This is a genomic window from Microbacterium sp. ARD31 (assembly GCF_031844425.1).
The window spans coordinates 47,775-65,210 of sequence record NZ_JAUZVE010000007.1 but is presented as its reverse complement, the minus strand read 5'-3'; the positions used below and the strand labels follow the sequence as shown (position 1 = coordinate 65,210).

The following is a 17,436-nucleotide window of genomic DNA, read 5'->3' as shown; positions in this document are numbered from 1 at the left end:
GCATGCGTCGGTCTCTGAGGTGGTCCGTCCTCGGTGCGGCGGGTGTCGACGTGGTGCTCGTGTCGGCGAAACCGTCGGTCTTCCCCGCCATGTACGACGCCGTGTTGGCGAAGGCGCAGAGCGACCCGCAATTCGCGGCGCAGGTGGATGCCGCGGCCGCGCGGGTGCTCGCCGCCAAGGCCGACATGCCCTGACCCGTCGCGTGCCGGGTGCAGGGTGCAACGCCCGGTCGCGCCCGATCGGCGGCGGTCGGAGTCGCTCCGACCTGCACCGGGCACACCGTCCCGGCGCCCGTGAGGCAGACTCGAGGGATGACCTCGACGCTCCGGGACCGCATCCCCGTCGGGTCGACCCCCGACGCGGTGTATGAGGGCTTCCTCGAGTGGACGCTCGAGCGCGGCATCGAGCTCTACCCCGCTCAGGACGAGGCGGTCCTCGAGCTCGCGTCCGGGTCGCACGTGATCCTCGCGACCCCGACCGGTACGGGCAAGTCGCTCGTCGCGGTCGCGGCACACGCGGCATCCCTCGCCCGCGGCGGCCGCACGTACTACACGGCTCCGATCAAGGCCCTCGTCAGCGAGAAGTTCTTCGCCCTCGTCGACATCTTCGGACCGGATGCCGTGGGCATGGTCACGGGCGATTCGTCGGTGAACCCCGACGCGCCGATCATCTGCTGCACGGCCGAGATCCTGGCGAACGGCGCGCTGCGGCTCGGTCCCGAGGCAGAGATCGACCAGGTCGTGATGGACGAGTTCCACTACTACGGCGATCCTGACCGCGGCTGGGCGTGGCAGGTGCCGCTGCTGCTCCTGCCGAGGGCGCAGTTCCTGCTGATGTCGGCGACGCTCGGCGACGTGTCGGCGATCTCGGCCGACCTCGAGCGGCGCACGGGTCGACCGGTCGCGCACATCGCCGGCGCGGAGCGCCCGGTGCCGCTCGACTTCTCGTACGCGCGCCGCCCCGTGCACGAGGTGCTCGAGGGGCTGCTCGAGAACGGCGAGGCCCCGGTCTACATCGTGCACTTCTCGCAGGCCGCCGCCCTCGAGCGCGCGCAGGCACTGTCGAGCGTGAAGATCACGACGCGCGAGCAGCGCGACGCGATCGCCGAGACGATCGGCGGCTTCCGCTTCACGACCGGGTTCGGCAAGACGCTGTCGCGGCTCGTCCGCGCGGGCATCGGGGTGCATCACGCCGGGATGCTGCCGCGCTACCGGCGGCTCGTCGAGACGCTCGCGCAGCGCGGGCTGCTCCGCGTCATCTGCGGCACCGACACGCTCGGCGTCGGCATCAACGTGCCGATCCGGACGGTGATGATCACGGCGCTGTCGAAGTACGACGGCACGAAAATGCGGCAGCTGTCGGCGCGCGAGTTCCACCAGATCGCGGGCCGCGCGGGTCGGGCCGGGTTCGACACCCACGGCAGCGTCGTGGTGATGGCGCCCGAGTGGGAGATCGAGAACGCCGTCGCGCTCGCGAAGGCGGGCGACGATGCGGCGAAACGCAAGAAGATCGTGCGCAAGAAGGCGCCGACGGGGGTCGTCAACTGGGGCGAGGGGTCGTTCGAGCGGTTGGTGGCGGCCGAACCCGAGCCGTTGTCGCCGCAGCTGAAGCTGACCTCGGCGATGCTCATCAACGTGATCGGTCGCGGCGGCGACGTGTTCGCGAACGTGCGGTCACTCGTTTTCGACAACCACGAGCCGCGCGGGCGGAAGTACGAGCTGGCCCGCCGGGCGATCGCGCTGTTCCGGACCCTCGTGGCGGCGGACATCGTCGTGGCGGATGGCGACGGCATCCGTCTCACCGTCGACCTGCAGCCGAACTTCGCGCTCAACCAGCCGCTGTCGCCGTTCGCGCTCGCCGCGATCGACCTGCTGTCGCCGGAGGACGGCGAGACCGGGACGGGGCATTACGCGCTCGACGTGGTGAGTGTCATCGAGGCGACGCTCGACGATCCGCGCGCGATCCTGTCGCAGCAGGAGTACAAGGCGCGCGGCGAGGCGGTCGCGGCGATGAAGCGCGACGGCATCGAGTACGACGAGCGCATGGAGCTGCTCGAGGCGGTGACGTGGCCGAAGCCGCTGGCCGAGCTGCTGGCGCAGGCGTACGAGACGTTCGCGTCGAGTCAGCCGTGGGTGCGCGATTTCGAGTTGTCGCCGAAGTCGGTCGTGCGCGACATGTTCGAGCGGGCGATGTCGTTCGGTGAGTTCGTCTCGTTCTACCAATTGGGGCGCAGCGAGGGGCTGGTGCTGCGGTACCTGTCCGATGCGTACCGGGCGATCCGGCAGACGGTGCCGGCGGAGGCGCGCACCGACGACCTGCTCGACCTGATCGAGTGGCTCGGCGAGCTGGTGCGCCAGGTCGATTCGAGCCTCGTCGACGAGTGGAATGCGCTCGTGAACCCGGCGGACGACCCCGAGGCTCCCGTCGTGCCGCCTGCACCCCCGTCGGTGCTGACGAACCGTCGAGCGTTCGTCGTGCTGGTGCGCAACGAGATGTTCCGCCGGGTGCAGTTGGCCGCGCTGCAGGACGATGATGCGCTGGTCGAGCTGGATCCGGATGCCGCCTGGCCCGACGTCCTCGACCGGTACTTCGACGATCACGACGAGATCCTCACCGGCGGGGCGGCCCGCAGCCCCGCGTTGTGCGTCATCGACGAGTCGTCGGCGTCCGACGGGGTGTGGCGGGTGGAGCAGATCATCGATGACCCGGCGGGCGACCACGATTGGCGGATCCGCGCGGAGGTCGACCTCGAGGCATCCGTCGAAGAGGGCGCTGCGGTCGTGCGGGTGACCGAGGTCGTGCGGCTCTAGAGCTCGCGGATCCAATCCTCGCCGTCGCGTGTGAAGACGATGCGGGTGTGACGTCGGTCGGGGGAGCCCTGCCAGAACTCGATGCGCTCGGGGACGAGGCGCCAGAGCACCCAGTCGCCGGGCGCGAGGAGCGCACCGGCCGGACTGCCGGCGATGTCGGCCGCGCTCTCGTCGGGTGCGGCCTCGCGCACGGCGCCGCGGACGCGCACGGCGCGCATGACGGGCTGCCACCAGAGGTTCAGCGCGGCGGCGGGGTTCTCTGAAAGCTGCGCGCCCTTCGCCGACGAGCGCGGACCGGCGAACTGCCAGCTGTCCGCATCGACCCCCTTGAGGATGAGGGTGCGCGCGTCGGGGCGACCACCGGCATCCGCTGTGGCGAGGGTCATCGCGCGCGGTTCGGCGACACCGGCGTCGGCGGCGTGGCGGATCCACGTCTCGAAGAGGGTGATGGGATCGGCCGGGAGGTCCGAGGGGTCGAGCGGCGGCGGAGATCCGGTGAGGGACGGCTGGGCGCGGAGCCACCGGGTGAGCTCGTTCATGCTCCCATCCTGCTCCGAGGTGTCACGATGTCGGTGCGGGCGGGCAGACTGACCCCGTGGCGACCTACCTGGCATTCCTGCGTGCGATCAACCTGGGGGCGAAGCGGGTGTTCCCGAAGGACGACATCCGGCGCGTCGTCGAGAGTGTCGGGTTCGAGGATGTCGCGACCCACATCAACACGGGCAACGTCCGTTTCGAGTCGCGGATGCGGTCGCGGCAGCGGATCGAGCGGACATTGGAGGCGGCCTTCGCCGCGAATCGCGGGTTCGAGGTGCCGACCATCGTGTTCTCGACCGCGGAGTTCCGCGAGGTCGCACGGCAGACGCGTGAGCTGGATGATGCGAACCCCGGGCTCGCGCGCCATTACGTCTACCTGCTGAAGGGCGAGCTCTCAGCAGCGCAGATCGCGGAGATCGAAGGTCGTGCGGACGAGCGCGGTCGGATGGTGGTGCGGGGGCGCGCGGCGCACGCGCTGCTGCAGCCCGGGTACCAGGACGGTGCGGTCGATCCGCTGGGCGCCGCGTCGTTGCTGGGGGTCGCGACGAACCGCAACGCGAACGTCATCGGGACGCTCGCCGAGAAGTGGTGCGGTGCGTGAGCACCGTGATCCGCGAGCCGGTCGCGGCGGATGCCGAGGCGATCGCTGCGCTGCACGTCGCGACGTGGCAGAGCCAATTCGATGCCGTCATCCCTGCGGGGCCGGCGGTCCTGTGGGTCGCGAAGGAGAATCCCCGCGCGATCGCGTTCTATCGCCGGAGCGGTTTCGCCTTCGACGGTGCGGAGCAGACGGATCCCGGCACACCGGGCATCGTCGAGGCACGGACGGTGCGGTGAGGCATCGTTAGAACGGTGGCGGTCCGGGTGGGTCGGTGGTGAATTGCGGGATGCGGCGTTCGGGCGTCACGAGGTAGACCCGGCCTGCGGGGGAGGTCCATTCGAGTGCGCCGCCGGGTTTGGCTCTGACCTGCCAGTCGGATTGGTGTTTGAGGGTGTGATGCCCGCGGCACAGTGGTGCCAGGTTGTCGGCGGCGGTGGTCCCGCCGTGGTGCCAGTCGACGGTGTGGTCGAGGTCGCACCGGTCGGCCGGGATTCCGCATCCGGGTGCCATGCACCGGGCGGCCCGCCAGGTGACCAGTCGTCGGAGGTCGGCCGGTGGGCGGTACTGCTCTCGCCCGACGGAGAGGACGACACCGGTTTCGGGGTGGGTGAGCACCCGCATCCACCCGGGTGCTGCTCCGCACAGTTCGCGGGCGCGGTCGAGGGGGATCGGGCCGACACCGTCGACCTGCGCGGCCGGGCCGTCGCCGGTGAGAAGCGTGAGGGCGGGGACGGTGATCGCGACGGTGGGGCGGATGCCTCGCGCGGTCTCGGGGAGCGCGTCGGTTTCGCCGTCGAGGAGGAGGTCCCCGAACACGTCCGCCCGCTTCTGATCCAAAGTGCGCTCGTCGTCGGCGGAGTCGAGCGTCTTCGCGATCGCGGTGACCCTGCCGACGATCGCGTGCACTTCGACTGCGGGGAGGTGCGCGGTGAGCCACGCCATCCCGTCCACCCCCGCATCCACCCGCACATGCCGGTGCGCGACCGCGGCGGCGTGCTGTTCGGCGAGGGTCGCTTCCTGCTCGCGGTCGACGATGCGTTTCATCGCGCGCCGGAACGGCCCGGTCGGGAGTTCTTCCGCGAGGCTCAGCACCTCAGACACGAGCCCCGCGGTCACGTCGTCGATCTGGTCGAGCCCGTCGACGATGATCGTCGCGTGGGTGTCGGTGATGTCCGCGCGGCTCATCGCCTCCCACACTTGCGGGTACCGACGCAGCAGCGCGTGCCCGACACCCATCAACCGTCCCGCGGCGTGCTCGGTGATCCGCAGCGCGGCGGCGACCTCGAGCCGCACCGACCGTTCCACGAACGCGACCGGTTCCTCCCGACGGCGCGCGTCGGCGATCGCGTCATCCCACAACTCGACGATGCACGCGTACCGTTGCGCGGCATGGATGGTCGCCATGTCCGCGCTCAGCACCACCCAGTCCAGGGTCGACGGGATCCCCTCCGGGACCTCATCGCGACGATCGGCTGAACTGGACATAGCCCCAGACTAGGAGGGGGTTCCGACATCGCTTTCGGCTGCCGCCCGGCATCCGTCCCGCCTCTCGTCGAGACGTCGCAGATGGTCGCCTTCGGCGCCGCCGACCGACCATCTGCGACGCCTCGGCGCAGCGCCCGACCGACTCACGCCCCGCCGAGCACCCGCGTCCACGCGACCTCGCGCGCGATCTGCCCGGTCGCGACGAACGCCCGCACCTGATGCGTGTCGGCCAGGACGCGCGCGAGCTCCGACAGGTCCGCACCGACGAAGCCCAGCGATTGCCAGAACGCGCCCGACCGGCGGCTGAACAGCCACGCTGTCGCCGCGCCCTCGTCCGCGGCGCGGTCGAGCGCGAAACCGGCCAATTCCCTTCCGCGCCCGCGGGTGCGCGACGCCGCCGCGACCGCGACGCTCCGGACAAGCGCGTGCGTGCCGTCGCCGCTCAGCTCGTACCCGGTGCTCCCGACGATCCGCCCCGACTCGTCGCGCTAGACCCACAGCCGGGTCGACGGCGCGTCGAGTCCCGTGACGGTCAGGTCGACCTCGCGCAGGAAGGCCTCGACCTCACGGGCATCCGCCGCCGTGCACCTGCTCAGTTCCATCCCCGCTCCTCCCCGTTCCCGCGCCGCGCCCCCTGCGCCGAGACTGCACGAGCGCGTCGAGACTGCGTTCGCGCGCCGCATCCTCGTCGCCCGGGTGCAGTCTCGCGAATCGGTCTCCCCATCCTCGCAAGCGTGCCGAGACCCTCCACACCCGCAGACCGTGTCGGATGCCGCGGCTAGGGTTGACCGGGTGAGTGACGGCGGATGGCAGAACGACCCCTACGCCGATCTCGTGTGGGATCCCGACGACGTTCCGCCACCGGACGACTTCGACTCGCCGCCTCCGCCTGACCCGCGGTTCGACGACTACGCCGCGTCCGTCGCCCGCGCGACGCGCGCCGAGCCGGCGCGAACCCAGCACGCGCGAACCCAGCCCGCACGCCCCGCCGCACCCCCGGCATCCGTCCTGCGTCTCGAGCGACGCGACCACGTCGGCGATGACCCGGTCAAGGTCCTCACCGAGGTCTTCGGCTACACGGCCTTCCGCGGCGACCAGGGCGACATCGTCTCGCACGTCATCGCCGGCGGCGACGCGGTCGTCCTCATGCCGACCGGCGGCGGCAAGTCGATCACGTACCAGGTGCCCGCGCTCGTCCGCCCCGGCACGGGCCTCGTCGTCAGCCCGCTGATCGCGCTCATGCACGACCAGGTCGACGCGCTCATCGCCAACGGTGTGCGTGCCGCGTTCCTGAACTCGACGCAGACCCCGGCCGAGCGCGCGGGTGTCGAGCAAGCGCTCCTCGACGGCGAACTCGACCTCATCTACGTCGCACCCGAGCGGCTGTCGGTCCCCGCGACGACCGCGCTCCTGCAGCGCGCGCAGCTCAGCGTCATCGCGATCGACGAGGCGCACTGCGTGTCGCAGTGGGGCCACGACTTCCGCCCCGACTACCTCGCGCTCGGCGACCTGGCCGAGCGGTTCCCCGGCGTTCCGCGCATGGCGCTCACCGCGACCGCGACCCGTGCGACGCACACCGAGCTCACCCAGCGCCTGCACCTGCAGGGCGCACGGCATTTCGTCGCGAGCTTCGACCGCCCGAACATCCAGTACCGCATCGAGCCCAAGGTCGACATGCGCCGCCAACTGGTGCAGTTCGTGCGCTCGCAGCCCGAGGGCGCCGCCGGCATCGTCTACGCGCTCAGCCGCAAGTCGGTCGAGCAGACGGCCGAGTACCTGCGCACACAGGGCGTCGACGCCCTCGCGTACCACGCGGGATTGGATGCCGCGATCCGCGCCCGGCACCAGTCGCGGTTCCTCCGCGAAGACGGTGTCGTCATGGTCGCCACGATCGCGTTCGGCATGGGCATCGACAAGCCCGACGTCCGTTTCGTCGCCCACATCGACCTGCCGAAGTCCGTCGAGGGGTACTACCAGGAGACCGGTCGCGCGGGCCGCGACGGCGAACCCGCGGTCGCGTGGATGGCGTACGGTCTCGGCGACGTCGTGCAGCAGCGGCGCCTCATCGACCAGTCGCCCGGCGACCGCACCTACAAGATGCGCATGGGGCAGCACCTCGACGCGATGCTCGCCCTCTGCGAGACCGTCTCGTGCCGGCGCCAGAACCTGCTGAACTACTTCGGCCAGTCCTCGGATGCCTGTGGCAACTGCGACACCTGCCTCACCCAACCCGATACGTGGGACGGCCTCATCGCGGCGCAGAAGCTCCTGTCGACGATCGTCCGTCTGCAGCGGGAGCGCAACCAGGCGTTCGGCGCCGGGCACCTCATCGACATCCTCCGCGGCGCCTCGACCGAGCGCATCCGCCAGCAGGGCCACGACAAACTCTCGACGTACGGGATCGGGAACGATCTGTCCGAGCAGGACTGGCGCTCCGTCGTCCGCCAGCTGCTGGCCCGCGGCATCCTCGTCGCGCAGGGTGAGTACGGGGTGCTGACGGTCGGCGAGACCGGGGCCGCCGTGCTGCGGGGCGAGGAGCCGGTGCCGTTGCGGCGCGACGTCCTCGGCCGCACCGGTGGAGGAGCGACCCGCGCGAAGAAGTCGTCGACGGCCGACTCGTTGCCCGAGGGCGACCGCGACCTGTTCGAGGCGCTCCGAGCCTGGCGCGCCGAGCAGGCCCGCGAGCAGGGCGTCCCCGCGTACATCGTGTTCGGCGACGCGACGCTCCGCGCCCTCGCCGAGCACCGCCCTCGCTCGGTCGGCGACCTCGACGGCATCACCGGCATCGGCGCCAAGAAGCGCGAGGCCTACGGCGAGGCCGTCGTCGCCGTCATCGCCGCGAACGCCTGAGCCGCAAACGCCTGAGCCGCGAACGCCTGAGCCGCGAACGCCTGGTCAGCCGTCGCGGAGGGCGCGCGTCATCCGGGTCAGCAGCTCGAACGCCTGGCGACGCTCCGGCGCGGACAGCTCGGCGAGCATCCGGTCCTCGACCGTCTTGACCGCGGCACTCGCCTGCGCGCGCTGCCGCCGCCCGGCATCCGTCAACGTCACCGGCAGCGCCCGCCCCTCGGAGGCGGTCGTCGCGCGGGTCACCCAGCCTTCGCGCTCGAGGGACTGCAGCAGCACGTTCATGCTCTGCCGCGTGACGAAGGCTCCCCGTGCGAGCTCGGAGTTCGAGAGACCGGGTCGCTGCGCCAGCAGCTCCAGGCAGGAGTACGACGTGACGGTCATCCCGAGCGGCCGGAGCACGTCCTCCATCGCGATCCGCAGCGCGCTCGAGGCCTCCTTGAGCAGATAGCCGAGCGATGTGGGGAGGTCGATCTCTTCCGAATGGACCATGTCAGAAGTCTGACATACAGCAATTTGTGTCAGAAAACTGACACAAAGAAAGGATGTCTCATGCCCACCATCGGACCCGATTTCGTCTCCCTGCAGGTCACCGACCTCGACGCCTCCCAGCGGTTCTACGAGCAGTACCTCGGACTCGTGCGCTCACCCGCCGGACCCCCGCACGCAGTGGTGTTCGACACCGCCCCGATCGCCTTCGCCCTCCGCGACCTCGTGCCCGGAACCGACCTTGCGGCGGCCGAGCATCCCGGAGTCGGAGCTGCCATCTGGATGCGAGCCACCGACGTACAGGCGATCCACGACACCCTCGTCGCCGACGGCCACACGATCGTCGCCGCGCCGATCGACGGCCCGTTCGGCCGCACGTTCACCTTCGCCGACCCGGACGGCTACCGGATCACCCTCCACGACAAGGCGTGATCGGCATGTGACGTAACACTCTTACCTCCCGTGACCACGCGGCGTGCGGCCGCGGAGCGGGCGTGCTCGGATGAGGCCTGCACCCGTCCTCATCCGTCCTGGAGTCCTCATGACCCGTCCCTTCCGCGCCGCCCTGGCCGTCACCCTCGGCGCCGCCCTCGTTGCGGCGCTAGCCGGCTGCGCCGGCGCCGGCACCACCCCCAGCTCCAACGCCGCCGCGGGCGAACCGCAGACCGGTGGCACCCTGACCTACCTCGAACCGCAGACCTGGAACACGCTGTACCCGGGGTCGGGCGGTTTCTACCCGAACGGCGGTGTCATCAACAACATCACCGACCGCCTGCTCTACCAGGACCCCGAGACCCTCGAGCTGGAGCCGTGGATCGCCGCCGAGCTGCCCGAGGTGAACGCGGATGCCACCGAGTACACGTTCACGCTCCGCGATGACGTCACCTACTCCGACGGCACGCCGCTCGATGCCGAGAACGTCGCGAAGAACTTCGACCTGCTCGGCCTGGGCGACCCCGACCGGAAGTTCACCGTCTCGGAGCAGGTGACCAACTACGAGAGCAGCGAGGTCCTCGACGAGCACACGGTGCGCTTCCACTTCAGCGCCCCCGCACCCGGTTTCGCGCAGGCGACCTCGGCGATCAACGCGGGCCTCCTCTCCGACGAGACGCTCGACCGCACGAGCGAGGAGTTCGGCCCCGGCAACGCGACCGAGATCATCGGCAGCGGCCCCTTCGTCGTCGCGTCCGAGGAGATCGGCACCAAGATCAGCCTGACGGCGCGCGACGACTACGACTGGGCACCCCCCTCTCTCGAGCACCAGGGACGCGCCTACCTCGACGGCATCGACTACGTCGTGGCCGCCGAGGACAGCGTGCGGGTCGGCACCGTCGTCTCGCGCCAGGCGCACATCGCCCGCGGCATCGAAGCGCCCGACGAGGCGCAGTTCTCCGCCGACGGCCTGCACCTGCTCGCCTCGGCGACGAACGGCGTCAACAACGGGCTGAGCTTCCGCCTGCGCGACCCGATCACCTCCGAGCTCGCCGTGCGCCAGGCGCTCATCGCCGGCATCGATCGTCAGGCGATCGTCGACACCCTCTTCAGCGACAGCTACCCCCTCGCCACCGGCGCCCTCGCGACCACGGCGCGCGGGTACACCGACACGTCGGAGTTCTACGTCTACGACCCCGACCAGGCGACGAAGCTCCTCGATGACGCGGGCTGGGTGCCCGGCTCCGACGGGATCCGCGAGAAGGACGGCACCCGCCTCTCCCTCACGGTCAACGAGGCGCTGCCGCAGCCGCGCTCCCGCGAGGTGATCACCCTCATCCAGGACCAGCTGAAGGACATCGGCGTCGAGATCACCCTGCTTCCCGGTGACCAGGCGGCGCAGGATGCCGCGCGCGGCGTCCCCGGCGAGCTGCAGGTTTACCACTCCATGGTCGGCCGCGCCGATTACGACGTCCTGAAGTCGCAGTACTACTCCGGCAACCGCAACGCGCTGCTGAACGGGTACCCCGACGGGACGGTCGCCGATGAGGAGCTCGACGCGCTGCTGCTGGCGATCGCCTCGAGCCCCACCGAGAAGGGCCGCCAGGAGGCATCCGCCGCGGCCCAGCAGCGCCTCGCGGAGCAGGCCTACATCCTGCCCTTCTTCGAGGAACCGCAGGTCTACGGCTACGTCGACGCCGTCCACGGCTTCGCGACCGAGTCGATCGGCCGCCCGTCGTTCTACAACACCTGGCTCGCCCAGTAAGAAGTACGACCGACCCGGATGCGGGGAGGCGACCCCTCCCCGCATCCACCCCGTTCCGACTCGAGAGGTGACCATGCTCTTCGCCCTGCGACGCGCCGGCGGCGCCCTCCTGGTCCTTCTGCTCGCGTTCACCGCCGCGTACCTGCTGCTCGCGGCCCTCCCGGGCGACGGTGTGCTCGCGCGGTACGGCAGCCCCGAGCTCGGCCTCACACCCGCGCAGCTCGACGAGATCCGGGCCGCCTACGGCGCCGACCGGCCCCTGTTCGAGCGGTACGCCGACACCGTCGCCTCCTTCCTGCGCGGCGACCTCGGCTACTCGGTCCAGAGCGGCGCGGCCGTCGCCGACCTCGTCGCCGTCGCGCTGCCGTCCACCCTCACCCTCGCCGTGCTGGGACTCGCGGTCGCGGTGTTCCTCGCGGTCGTCATCGCGTTCACCGCCACCTACGGCGCGTTCCGGCCGCTGCGCGCGGTCTTCCGCCAGCTGCCGCCGCTGTTCGTCTCGATGCCCGTCTTCTGGATCGGCATCATCCTCATCCAGGTCTTCTCCTTCCAGCTCGGCTGGGTGCCGCTCATCGGTGCCGACCCGGTCGAAGCGCTCATCCTGCCGGTGCTCACCCTCGCCGTGCCCATCGCGGCGCCGCTCGCGCAGGTGCTGACCCGCAGCATCGACGAGGTATCCGAGCAGCCGTTCGTCGCGGTCGTGCGCTCGCGCGGCGCGAGCACGTCGTGGCTGCTGTGGCGCAACGTGGCACGCAACGCCCTCCTCCCCGCCCTCACGATGGCGGGCGTCCTCTTCGGTGAGCTCGTCGGCGGCGCCGTCGTCACCGAGGCGGTCTTCGGCCGCCCGGGCATCGGTCAGCTCACGGCGCAGGCGGTCGCGAACCGCGACACCCCCGTCCTCCTGGCGATCGTCGTCATCTCGTCCGTCGCCTTCGTCGTCATCAACCTGGTCGTCGATCTCCTGTACCCCCTGCTCGATCCGCGTCTGCGCCGCGGCGGACGCCCGCTCGCCGCCTCGCGCAGCCGCGTCGCCGGGGCCGTCCCGACGCCCGCCCCGCTCACCGAAGGGATCGCGCGATGACCCTCACGCTCGCCCGGCCCGGCACCCGCACGGCGGCCCCGCGCCGCGTGCTCCGCCCCGGCACCGTGGTCCCCGCCCTCGTCCTCCTGATCGCGGTCGCGTGGGCGCTCGCCCCGGGACTTTTCACCGCCGCGAGCCCGACCGAGACGGTGGCGGCGGCGTTGCAGGGCCCGAGCCCCGCCCACTGGTTCGGGACGGATGCCACGGGCCGCGACGTCTTCGCCCGTGTCATCCACGGCGCCTCGCACTCGGTCACGGGCGCCCTCGTCGCCGTCCTCGTCGGACTCGTCGCCGGGACGGCGATCGGGGTCACGGCGGGCGCGGCGGGCGGCGCCGTGGACGAGGTGCTCATGCGGGTCGTCGACGTGCTGCTCGCGATCCCCGCGCTCCTGCTGTCGCTCAGCGTCGTCATCCTCCTCGGGTTCGGCACCACCAACGCGGCGCTCGCGGTCGGGGTCACCTCCGTCGCCGTGTTCGCCCGGCTGGCGCGCGCACAGGTCGTCAGTGTGCGGGTGGCGGACTTCGTCGAAGCGGCGTACGGGTCGGGGGGAACCGCGTCATCCGTCCTGTGGCGCCACATCGTGCCGAACTCGCTCACGCCCGTCCTGGCGCTCGCCGCCCTGCAGCTGGGGTCGGCCATCCTGCAGATCTCGACCCTCGGGTTCCTCGGCTACGGGGCGCCCCCGCCCACCCCGGAATGGGGGCTGCTCATCTCCGAGGGGCGCAACTACGTCGCCACCGCGTGGTGGCTCACCGTGCTGCCGGGCCTCGTCGTCGTGGCCGTCGTCCTCGCCACCAACCGTCTCAGTCAGGCCCTCCGGGGAGGGGAACGCCCATGACCGGTGCACTGCTCGGCATCCGCGACCTCGTCGTCCGCTACCGCACCGAACGCGGCGACGTCGACGCCGTCCGCAGCGTCTCGCTCGACGTGGCCCGCGGACAGGTCACCGCGCTCGTGGGCGAGTCCGGCTCGGGCAAGTCGACCGTCGCGCAGGCGGCGATCGGGCTGCTCGCCGGCAACGGACGCATCGACGGCGGGACGATCACGCTCCACGGCGACGAGGGCGACACCGCGCTCGTCGGTCTCTCCGACCGCCGCTGGCGCGCCATCCGCGGCACGCGCGTCGCGCTCGTCCCGCAGGACCCCGGCAACTCGCTCAACCCCGTCGCCACGATCGGCGCCAGCATCGGGGAGGTGCTGCGCATCCACGGCTGGCGGGATGCTGCGAAGATCCGTGCGCGCGTCATCGACCTGCTCGAGCGGGTCGAGATCGACGACCCCGCGACGCGGTACCGCCAGTACCCGCACGAGCTCTCCGGCGGCATGCGCCAGCGGGTGCTCATCGCCGCGGCGCTCGCCCTCGATCCCGAGCTGATCATCGCCGACGAGCCGACGAGCGCGCTCGACGTCACCGTCCAGCGTACGGTCCTCGACCTGCTCGACCGGCTGCGCGCCGACACCGGCACCGGCGTGCTCTTCATCACGCACGACCTCGCCGTCGCGGCGGACCGCGCCGACACGATCGTCGTCATGAAGGACGGCGCCGTGCAGGAATCCGGGCCCGCACGCTCCGTCCTCGCGGCGCCGGAGTCCGACTACACGCGTCGCCTGCTGGCCGACGCCCCGTCCCTCGGACACGTCGTCGAGCGCCGGGCCCCGGTATCCGTTTCCGTCGCGCCGCTCGTGACCGTCTCGGGACTGCGGCACGAGTTCGGCCGCGGTGCCGGGCAGCCGCCGCTCGTCGCCGTCGACGACGTCTCGTTCACGGTCGCGCCGGGGACCACCCACGCGATCGTCGGGGAGTCGGGGTCGGGCAAGACCACGATCGGCCGCGCGCTCGCCGGATTCGGTGCGCCGGAGCGCGGCACGATCACGGTCGACGGCGTCGAGGTGACCGCGCTCCGCCCCGGGCGGCAACGCCGGGGGCACCGCCGCACCGCGCAGCTCGTCTACCAGAACCCGTACGCGTCGCTCGATCCGCGCCAGCGCATCGGCACGATCCTCGAGGAGCCGCTGCGGAACTTCGGCCTGGGCTCCGCCGCCGAGCACCGCAGCCGCGCCGCGCACGCCCTCGCGCAGGTCGCCCTCGCGCCCGAGATCGCCGCGCGCCGGCCCCGGGAACTGTCGGGCGGTCAGCGCCAGCGCGTCGCGATCGCGCGGGCGCTCATCCTCGAGCCGCGGCTGGTCGTCCTCGACGAGGCGGTCTCGGCCCTCGACGTGACGGTGCAGGCGCAGATCCTCCGTCTCCTCGCGAGCCTGCAGGAGGAGCTCGGTCTCAGCTACGTCTTCATCTCGCACGACCTCGCCGTCGTCCGGCAGATCTCCGACACCGTCTCGGTCCTCCGCCGCGGCGTCCAGGTCGAGCACGGCACCGTCGACGAGGTCTTCGGCTCGCCGCAGCACGAGTACACCCGGGGGCTGCTCGACGCCGTCCCCGGCTCCGCCCTCCGGAAGGACACCACATGACGACGCCCCGACTGGGCTTCTTCAGCCGTCTGCTCGAGGACGCCCCCGCCGCCGACCGGTACCGGTTCGGGCTGGAGCAGATCCAGCACGCCGAGCGGTCCGGCTTCGCGTCGGCCTGGGTCGCCCAGCACCACTTCGGCGCGCACGAGGGCGGGCTGCCCTCGCCGCTCGTCTTCCTCGCCGCGGCGGCCGAGCGCACGAGCCGCATCGGCCTCGGCACCGCCGTCCTGACCCTCCCCATCGAGGACCCGGTCCGCGCGGCCGAGGACGCCGCCGTGCTCGACGCCCTGAGCGGCGGTCGTCTGCAGCTCGGCGTCGCCTCCGGGGGGACGCCCGGCTCGTTCGCCGCTTTCGGGAAGGATGCCGCCGACCGCGCCGCCCTGCACGCGGAGCACCTCGACGTGTTCCGGTCGACGCTGCGCGGTGACGGCATCCGCGGCACGGAGTCGGTCGCCTACCCGCCCGCCGGCGGTCTCGCCGACCGTATCTGGCAGGCGACGTTCTCGCCCGCCGGGGGTGCTCGGGCGGGCGCGGCGGGCGATGGCCTCATGCTCTCGCGCACGCAGCCGCGGACGCCCGAGGCGCCCGACGCGACCATCGGCGACATCCAGCAGCCCATCGTCGACGCCTACCTCGACGCGCTGCCCGAGGGGGCGGCGCCCCGCATCCTCGCCTCGCGCACCGCGTTCGTCGTCGACCCCGACCGGCGCGACGAGGCCTTCGCGCTGGCCGAGCGCGGGCTGCGCGCCGTCGCCGCACAGTTGATCGGTGCGTACGCGGCCGACCTGCCGCTCGCCGAGTTGATCCGGCTCTCCGACACCCACATCGGCACCGTCGACGAGGTCGTCGCCTCGCTCGCCGCCGACCCGATCATCGCGCAGGCGACCGACGTCACCTTCCAGGTCCACTCGGTCGCCGCGACCCACGAGCTCACCCTCCGTTCCATCGAGCTTCTGGGCACGCAGGTGGCCCCCCGGCTCGGCTGGGCGACCGGCCCCGACGCCGCCGACGACATCCGAGACCACCATCGGGCCGCGGCCCGGAAGGAGTACGCATGACCGCCGACATCATCGACCTGCTCGCCGGCATCACGCCCGGCAGTCCGCTCGCCGAGACCCGCGCGCTGCGACCGCAGGCGCGCGCGAACGCGCAGCGCAGTTTCGAGGCGCTCCTCGAGCCCGCGCAGCCGGGGGACTTCCCGCTCGCCGAGCGCTACGCGATCGCCGCCTTCACCGCGCGGATCCACCGGTTCGACGCGGCGACGGCGTTCTACGACGATCTGCTCCGCGAGGAGGACGCCGCCCTCGCCGACGCCATCGCGGACCTCGCGGCCGACGCCGCGCAGCGCGGACCCGTCGGCGCCTACCGCGAGCCCGGACTCGCCGGCGAGAGCACCCCGGCCGTCGCCTGGCGCCCGGCATCCGCTGCCGTCGGCGGCCGGCTCGCCGCGGCCCTCGCCCACACGCACCTGCTGGTGTTCCGTCCGCGCGAGGCGTCGCCGCAGGCGCTGCGCGCGCTGACGGATGCCGGGTGGTCCGCCGACGCGATCGTGAGCCTGTCGCAGCTCGTCGCCTTCCTCGCGTTCCAGCTGCGGCTGGCGTGGGGTCTGCGCGTGCTCGGCGCGTCCGCATCCGCTCACACCACCGCCCAGACCCTCGAAGGAGCCGCGCGTTGACCGTCACGGAGTATCCCGCCCTCGCCCGCCCCGACCGCTTCACGCAGCTGGGTCTCGGATGGGTGCCCTGGCTCGCACCCGTCCCCGAGGCCGAGCTCACCGAGCGTCAGCGTGACGCCCTCGTCGAGCCGGCCCGCACGAAGATGCCCTACTTCCGACTGCTGGCCCGCGACCCCGACGCCCTCGAGGCGCGGACGCTCACCGACCTCGACATCTTCTTCAACGTCGACGGCGGCATCGGCCGCGCCGAGCGGGAACTCGCGGCGACCGCGGCCAGCCGGGTGAACGGCTGCGTGTTCTGCGCCTCCGTGCACTCGGCCGCCGCCACGCGGGAGTCCGGCCGGCGCGACGACGTCCAGCGGCTGCTCGACGAGGGCACCGACGCCGACCTCGGTGACGAGCGCTGGAACGCCGTCGTCGCGGCATCCGTCTCGCTCACCGCGACACCGCTGGGTTTCGGTCCCGACGACGTCGACCGGCTGCGGGATGCCGGGCTCGACGACGCGTCGATCGTCGACGTCATCGGGGGAGCCGCGTTCTTCAACTGGGCCAACCGCCTCATGCTGTCGCTCGGCGAACCCGAGGTGCCCGCGGCCCGCTGACCGTCAGGCCCAGGGCTGGCGCGCGACCCGGACGTCGGCGCCCGTCCGCGCCGATTCGCCGATCGCGAGACCGAGCAGGTGGTCCTGGCACGCCTCGGCGAGCGGATAGGGCTCGGGGCCGTCGCCCCGGGCCCACCGTCCGGTGCTCTCGAGCAGCGACGCGACGGCGATGTCGTCCTCCGACAGCCTCGTGCCGGCCCACGGGTTGCGGTAGACGATCCGCCCCTCGAAGGAGGCCGACACGACGTCGTTGCCCTCGAGGTTCAGGTCGACGCCCGTGCGGCGGTAGGTGATCGGCGAGACGACCACCTCGGAACCCTCGAACCGCCGCACCGTGTCGCCCTCGAGTTCGCCGTGCGAGCCGCGGAGGACGACCCGTCGCGACAAGATCGGGTTCCACCACTGGTTGTCGACGAAGTCGTAGAGGCCCATGCGGCCGTCGCCGAAGTCGAGCGTCGCGATGGTCGTCGTCCGCGGCTGCGGCGAGACGTCGTCCGACCAGCCTGCGGGCGAGAGCGGGTCGACGAGCGGTGCGGTGAAGGTCCGTGCCGACACCGTGGCCTCGGCCATCCCGGCATCCAGGAACGTCCGGATCATCGAGGTCGCGTGGTACAGGTGGGTCGACGACACCTGCACGCCGCAGGG

The 17,436-nt window shown here is 71.9% G+C and carries 18 protein-coding genes; 13 read left to right on the top strand and 5 right to left on the bottom strand.

What is annotated here, in order from left to right:
* The first annotated feature begins 2 nt into the window (after positions 1-2).
* Positions 3-194 (top strand): hypothetical protein, encoded by a 192-nt coding sequence (locus Q9S36_RS19140; RefSeq protein ID WP_396653798.1) that lies wholly within the window; start codon positions 3-5, stop codon positions 192-194.
* A 117-nt stretch (positions 195-311) separates the two neighbouring features.
* Complete coding sequence (locus Q9S36_RS19135; RefSeq protein WP_311286508.1) at positions 312-2,810, top strand: DUF3516 domain-containing protein; 2,499 nt, start codon at positions 312-314, stop codon at positions 2,808-2,810.
* On the opposite strand, the gene Q9S36_RS19130 is transcribed toward Q9S36_RS19135, so the two are convergent.
* Entirely contained in the window at positions 2,807-3,349 is a 543-nt protein-coding gene (locus Q9S36_RS19130) for a pyridoxamine 5'-phosphate oxidase family protein (protein WP_311286507.1), read from the bottom strand. The two genes, Q9S36_RS19135 and Q9S36_RS19130, sit on opposite strands and share 4 nt — an antisense overlap.
* 56 nt (positions 3,350-3,405) lie before the next feature.
* On the opposite strand from Q9S36_RS19130, the gene Q9S36_RS19125 reads away from it, so the two are divergent.
* Positions 3,406-3,948 (top strand): DUF1697 domain-containing protein, encoded by a 543-nt coding sequence (locus Q9S36_RS19125; protein WP_311286506.1) that lies wholly within the window; start codon positions 3,406-3,408, stop codon positions 3,946-3,948.
* Entirely contained in the window at positions 3,945-4,184 is a 240-nt protein-coding gene (locus Q9S36_RS19120) for a hypothetical protein (protein WP_311286505.1), read from the top strand. Before Q9S36_RS19125 ends, Q9S36_RS19120 begins: the two co-directional genes overlap by 4 nt.
* Positions 4,185-4,191: 7 nt before the next feature.
* Here the strand turns inward: Q9S36_RS19120 and Q9S36_RS19115 are convergent, their stop codons facing one another.
* Positions 4,192-5,433 carry a DUF222 domain-containing protein gene (locus tag Q9S36_RS19115; RefSeq protein ID WP_311286504.1) on the bottom strand — a complete coding sequence of 414 codons (1,242 nt, stop codon included), beginning with the start codon at positions 5,431-5,433 and terminating at the stop codon, positions 4,192-4,194.
* Between the two features lie 143 nt (positions 5,434-5,576).
* Positions 5,577-5,903: a GNAT family N-acetyltransferase gene (locus tag Q9S36_RS19110; protein ID WP_311286686.1), complete on the bottom strand. Its 327-nt coding sequence runs from the start codon at positions 5,901-5,903 to the stop codon at positions 5,577-5,579.
* Positions 5,904-6,225: 322 nt separating this feature from the next.
* Between Q9S36_RS19110 and recQ the strand changes: the two genes are divergently transcribed.
* A complete protein-coding gene (recQ, locus tag Q9S36_RS19105) occupies positions 6,226-8,283 on the top strand; it encodes a DNA helicase RecQ (RefSeq protein ID WP_311286503.1) in 2,058 nt (685 codons plus the stop codon).
* A gap of 45 nt (positions 8,284-8,328) precedes the next feature.
* Here the strand turns inward: recQ and Q9S36_RS19100 are convergent, their stop codons facing one another.
* On the bottom strand, positions 8,329-8,772 hold the full coding sequence (locus Q9S36_RS19100) for a MarR family transcriptional regulator (protein ID WP_311286502.1): 444 nt from the start codon (positions 8,770-8,772) through the stop codon (positions 8,329-8,331).
* Between the two features lie 60 nt (positions 8,773-8,832).
* On the opposite strand from Q9S36_RS19100, the gene Q9S36_RS19095 reads away from it, so the two are divergent.
* From Q9S36_RS19095 to Q9S36_RS19060, 8 genes are all read left to right on the top strand, one after another.
* Positions 8,833-9,201, top strand: a complete 369-nt coding sequence (locus Q9S36_RS19095) for a VOC family protein (RefSeq protein WP_311286501.1) — start codon at positions 8,833-8,835, stop codon at positions 9,199-9,201.
* Between the two features lie 109 nt (positions 9,202-9,310).
* On the top strand, positions 9,311-10,966 hold the full coding sequence (locus Q9S36_RS19090; protein ID WP_311286500.1) for a TIGR04028 family ABC transporter substrate-binding protein: 1,656 nt from the start codon (positions 9,311-9,313) through the stop codon (positions 10,964-10,966).
* 73 nt (positions 10,967-11,039) lie between these two features.
* Positions 11,040-12,047, top strand: a complete 1,008-nt coding sequence (locus tag Q9S36_RS19085; protein ID WP_311286685.1) for an ABC transporter permease — start codon at positions 11,040-11,042, stop codon at positions 12,045-12,047.
* Entirely contained in the window at positions 12,044-12,886 is an 843-nt protein-coding gene (locus Q9S36_RS19080) for an ABC transporter permease (protein WP_311286499.1), read from the top strand. Before Q9S36_RS19085 ends, Q9S36_RS19080 begins: the two co-directional genes overlap by 4 nt.
* Positions 12,883-14,514 carry an ABC transporter ATP-binding protein gene (locus Q9S36_RS19075; RefSeq protein ID WP_311286498.1) on the top strand — a complete coding sequence of 544 codons (1,632 nt, stop codon included), beginning with the start codon at positions 12,883-12,885 and terminating at the stop codon, positions 14,512-14,514. Before Q9S36_RS19080 ends, Q9S36_RS19075 begins: the two co-directional genes overlap by 4 nt.
* A complete protein-coding gene (locus Q9S36_RS19070) occupies positions 14,511-15,572 on the top strand; it encodes a putative FMN-dependent luciferase-like monooxygenase (protein WP_311286497.1) in 1,062 nt (353 codons plus the stop codon). The genes Q9S36_RS19075 and Q9S36_RS19070 overlap by 4 nt, the downstream gene beginning before the upstream one ends.
* Positions 15,569-16,189 (top strand): CMD domain protein, encoded by a 621-nt coding sequence (locus tag Q9S36_RS19065; RefSeq protein ID WP_311286496.1) that lies wholly within the window; start codon positions 15,569-15,571, stop codon positions 16,187-16,189. Before Q9S36_RS19070 ends, Q9S36_RS19065 begins: the two co-directional genes overlap by 4 nt.
* Positions 16,186-16,791 (top strand): alkylhydroperoxidase domain protein, encoded by a 606-nt coding sequence (locus tag Q9S36_RS19060; protein WP_311286495.1) that lies wholly within the window; start codon positions 16,186-16,188, stop codon positions 16,789-16,791. Before Q9S36_RS19065 ends, Q9S36_RS19060 begins: the two co-directional genes overlap by 4 nt.
* A 3-nt stretch (positions 16,792-16,794) precedes the next feature.
* Here Q9S36_RS19060 and Q9S36_RS19055 read toward each other — a convergent pair whose 3' ends face one another.
* Positions 16,795-17,427 carry a hypothetical protein gene (locus Q9S36_RS19055; protein WP_311286494.1) on the bottom strand — a complete coding sequence of 211 codons (633 nt, stop codon included), beginning with the start codon at positions 17,425-17,427 and terminating at the stop codon, positions 16,795-16,797.
* Between the last annotated feature and the right edge of the window lie 9 nt (positions 17,428-17,436).

Coding starts and splice junctions, on each gene's coding strand:
- Q9S36_RS19095 (WP_311286501.1), top strand. CDS start 8,833: ATGCCCACCATCGGACCCGATTTCGTCTCCCTGCAGGTCACCGACCTC.
- Q9S36_RS19070 (WP_311286497.1), top strand. CDS start 14,511: ATGACGACGCCCCGACTGGGCTTCTTCAGCCGTCTGCTCGAGGACGCC.
- Q9S36_RS19085 (WP_311286685.1), top strand. CDS start 11,040: ATGCTCTTCGCCCTGCGACGCGCCGGCGGCGCCCTCCTGGTCCTTCTG.
- Q9S36_RS19080 (WP_311286499.1), top strand. CDS start 12,044: ATGACCCTCACGCTCGCCCGGCCCGGCACCCGCACGGCGGCCCCGCGC.
- Q9S36_RS19140 (WP_396653798.1), top strand. CDS start 3: ATGCGTCGGTCTCTGAGGTGGTCCGTCCTCGGTGCGGCGGGTGTCGAC.
- Q9S36_RS19135 (WP_311286508.1), top strand. CDS start 312: ATGACCTCGACGCTCCGGGACCGCATCCCCGTCGGGTCGACCCCCGAC.
- Q9S36_RS19075 (WP_311286498.1), top strand. CDS start 12,883: ATGACCGGTGCACTGCTCGGCATCCGCGACCTCGTCGTCCGCTACCGC.
- Q9S36_RS19090 (WP_311286500.1), top strand. CDS start 9,311: ATGACCCGTCCCTTCCGCGCCGCCCTGGCCGTCACCCTCGGCGCCGCC.
- Q9S36_RS19065 (WP_311286496.1), top strand. CDS start 15,569: ATGACCGCCGACATCATCGACCTGCTCGCCGGCATCACGCCCGGCAGT.
- Q9S36_RS19115 (WP_311286504.1), bottom strand. CDS start 5,433: ATGTCCAGTTCAGCCGATCGTCGCGATGAGGTCCCGGAGGGGATCCCG.
- Q9S36_RS19100 (WP_311286502.1), bottom strand. CDS start 8,772: ATGGTCCATTCGGAAGAGATCGACCTCCCCACATCGCTCGGCTATCTG.
- Q9S36_RS19130 (WP_311286507.1), bottom strand. CDS start 3,349: ATGAACGAGCTCACCCGGTGGCTCCGCGCCCAGCCGTCCCTCACCGGA.